Below are 3,180 nucleotides of genomic sequence, written 5' to 3' on the forward strand. Positions count from 1 at the left end.
GTCACCTTATCGCCATTACCGAGCACTTCCAAAGATTGGGAATGCAAGAAAACTTCCACATTCGGCAAGCTCTTTGCTTTTTCCTGCAACACTTGGTCGGCTTTCAGTTCGTCCATAAATTCCAGAACCGTCACTTTCGAACAAATGCCTGCCAAATCTATAGCCGCTTCGATACCCGAATTTCCACCGCCGACAACCGCTACGTGCTTACCTTTATAGAACGGACCGTCGCAGTGAGGGCAAAAAGCGACACCTTTTCCGATATAGTCCGCTTCGCCCGGAACATTCAACTTGCGCCAGCTTGCACCTGTCGCCACGATAAGGGCAGGAGCGGAAAAACGTTCACCGGTAGAAGTGGTCAGAAGTTTTGTCGATCCATCCAGTTCGACTTTATCCACACAGCGATGCTCCAGTATATCGACCGGATAGTCGTTGATATGTGTCAGAAGGTCGTTCGCCAACTGCTGTCCGGTAGTCTGAGGAACGGAAATCAGGTTCTCGATACCGACCGTTTCTTTGACCTGTCCTCCGATACGTTCGGCTATCACTGCGACATTCAAGCCTTTACGTGCCGAGTAGATGGCAGAAGCTGCACCGGCAGGTCCACCCCCCACTATTAACACATCATAGTTCTTAACAGGTTTTTCAACAGAGTTATCAACACCCCCTTCATTAATTCCGTATTGGGCTTCGAGTTTGGAAAGCAATTCTCCCAAATCACTACGCCCCACATTGATCAGTTTGCCATCGGCAAAAACAGAAGGGACCCCCTGTACTTTCATTGCCTCAACTTCTTTTTGGTTGATAGCGCCATCCACCGTTTCGTGGGTGATCCGGCTATTGAGAGTAGCCATGACATTGAGTGCTTGCACTACATCCGGACAATTGGTGCAAGTAAGAGAAACATAAGTCGTCAGCTTGATCGGACCATTCAAGGCTCTGACACGAGCACAGATACTTTCGTCCGGTATATTTTTACCTTTTCCATCACTATTCAGGACAGCTAACAACAAGGATGTAAACTCATGTCCGTTAGGTACTGCACGAAACCGGATACCGGTAGGCATACCGTCTTTTACAATTGTAAATTGAAGTCCTTCGCCATCCGCAACGCTGCATGACAAATGATCCGAGCATGATGCCACATCACCAAGCAGGTCTATTAGCTCCTGACGGCTTTCGTGATCGGGAGCGACTTGTATATCAAATACATATTGGGATACCAGTCCGGAGAAAATACCCGAAAGCTGGTCTTTCATTGCTGAGTCTAACATAAAAATAATATGTCAATTTATTAACGTGCCAATTAAAGAATGTACCAATCGACTAAAGCGATGTATTGCCTCATAAATAATTGGCACATTAATCAATTGGCACATCATTCTTTTTAGATCTTACCAACCAAGTCGATGCTCGGCTTCAAGGTTGCTTCGCCTTTTTTCCACTTTGCAGGACAAACTTCGTTCGGGTGAGAAGCAACGAACTGGGCAGCTTCAACTTTACGAAGCAATTCGTCTGCATTACGGCCGATACCGTTATCGTGGATTTCGGCAATCTTGATCTTTCCCTCGGGATTTACCAGGAACGTACCGCGATAAGCCATACCCTCTTCTTCAATCATCACACCGAACGCACGGCTTAAAGCCCCTGTCGGGTCTGCCAGCATCGGATATTTGATCTTACGGATCGTTTCGGAAGCATCATGCCATGCTTTGTGTACAAAGTGCGAGTCTGTACTTACGGAATATACTTCGACACCCATTTCCTGAAATTTGCCGTACTTGTCAGCCATATCGACCAATTCGGTCGGACATACGAACGTAAAGTCGGCAGGATAGAAGAAAAAGATGGCCCATTTGCCCTTGATATCTTCGCTACTTACTGTCTTGAAACTACCATTCTGAAAAGCCTGTACTTTGAATTCGGGTACTTGTGAATTGATAATTGGTTCCATGATTTTTACTATTTAATTTGTTACTACTATTTTTTGTTTACCCTACAAAGGTAAATCGTAAGATACTGATTGAAAGAATTTTTCAAATTGATAATTTTTATCTGCCGATAGACGGACTTCTATCTGCAAGCATACTTATCTACTATGACAATAGGAAGCAAAGTAATGTTTTCCGAAACAATAAAAATATACCTAATTGTAGGTAAAATACCTTTCGGTCATACCATGTGATTCTTTAATTGTTACCTTTGGATGTTAACTTAAAAATATTCGAAGATGAGAAGAGCTAGTTTGTATAATACATTTTCAGCAAGTCTATTGCTCGTTTGCAGCGCATGGCTTTCTTCATGTGTCTCACAAATACCCCTTACAAAGGAAAAACCGGTAAACAATTCCACTTATCAAGTCGAATATCTGTTCGAACACGAAGGGTGTAAGGTCTATCGTTTCATGGATATGGGACATTACATCTATTTCACCAACTGCGAGGGAGATGTTACCAGTATTGAAAGCGACAGCGTCCGCACAGTCAACCGGATCAGCCGTAAACCGATCATCATCAAAGAGCAGACACTCGATTAGGCTTATACGGTTATCCCGTGTTTCATAAAGATCGCTTTCGCATTGGCCAGACGCTCTGCTGAAAGCGGTTCCACACCTTTCAGCTTATAGTCCAGGCCTTGTGCCTCATATTTGTAAGCTCCCATTGTATGATAAGGCAGAAGTTCGGCTTTCTGGACCACGTTATATGAACTGATATATTCGGCCAGCTTGCTCAAGGCTTCATCATCGTCCGTCAGGCCGGGCACGATCACGTGGCGAATCCATACAGGGATGCCGCGTTTCTCCAGTTCATCAAGAAAGCGTAAAGTATTATCGAGTTTTACGGCCGTCAAACGGGGATGAAGACCGGCGTCGATCGTCTTGATATCTAACAGAACCAGATCGACCTGTTCGAGCACCTCCAATGCTTTACCGGAACAGATATAGCCGGAAGTGTCCAACGCCGTATGAATACCGTTCTCACGGCAAAGGCGGAAAAACTCTTTAAGGAATTCAGGTTGTAACAAAGGCTCGCCACCGGTCACGGTAACACCACCTTTAGCGATAAAATTCTTATAGCGCAGCACTTCGGCAAGCAACGCTTCAGGTTCCAGCAGATAAGGCGTTTCACGCTTTACCTCCCAGGTATCCGGATTGTGGCAATACAGACAACGAAGCGGACA

4 protein-coding genes are annotated in these 3,180 nt (G+C 45.0%); 1 reads left to right on the top strand and 3 read right to left on the bottom strand.

Annotation, left to right across the window (positions count from 1 at the left end; translation table 11 throughout):
* Together ahpF and ahpC are read right to left on the bottom strand one after the other, a co-directional pair.
* On the bottom strand, positions 1 to 1,274 hold a 1,274-nt coding region (gene ahpF, locus BHV83_RS00270; protein ID WP_286755214.1), incomplete at its 3' end, for an alkyl hydroperoxide reductase subunit F.
* Between the two features lie 113 nt (positions 1,275 to 1,387).
* The gene (gene ahpC / locus BHV83_RS00275) at positions 1,388 to 1,954 is read right to left on the bottom strand and encodes an alkyl hydroperoxide reductase subunit C (RefSeq protein ID WP_005634091.1); all 567 of its coding nucleotides are present in this window, start codon (positions 1,952 to 1,954) and stop codon (positions 1,388 to 1,390) included.
* Positions 1,955 to 2,230: 276 nt separating this feature from the next.
* On the opposite strand from ahpC, the gene BHV83_RS00280 reads away from it, so the two are divergent.
* Positions 2,231 to 2,536, top strand: coding sequence for a DUF4884 domain-containing protein (locus BHV83_RS00280; RefSeq protein WP_122203995.1), 306 nt, complete (start codon positions 2,231 to 2,233; stop codon positions 2,534 to 2,536).
* Between the two features lie 2 nt (positions 2,537 to 2,538).
* Here the strand turns inward: BHV83_RS00280 and pflA are convergent.
* On the bottom strand, positions 2,539 to 3,180 hold a 642-nt coding region (gene pflA / locus BHV83_RS00285), incomplete at its 5' end, for a pyruvate formate-lyase-activating protein (protein WP_286755221.1).

The sequence above is a fragment of the Parabacteroides sp. merdae-related_45_40 genome (genome assembly GCF_001915675.1).

Coding starts and splice junctions, on each gene's coding strand:
- ahpC (WP_005634091.1), bottom strand. CDS start 1,954: ATGGAACCAATTATCAATTCACAAGTACCCGAATTCAAAGTACAGGCT.
- BHV83_RS00280 (WP_122203995.1), top strand. CDS start 2,231: ATGAGAAGAGCTAGTTTGTATAATACATTTTCAGCAAGTCTATTGCTC.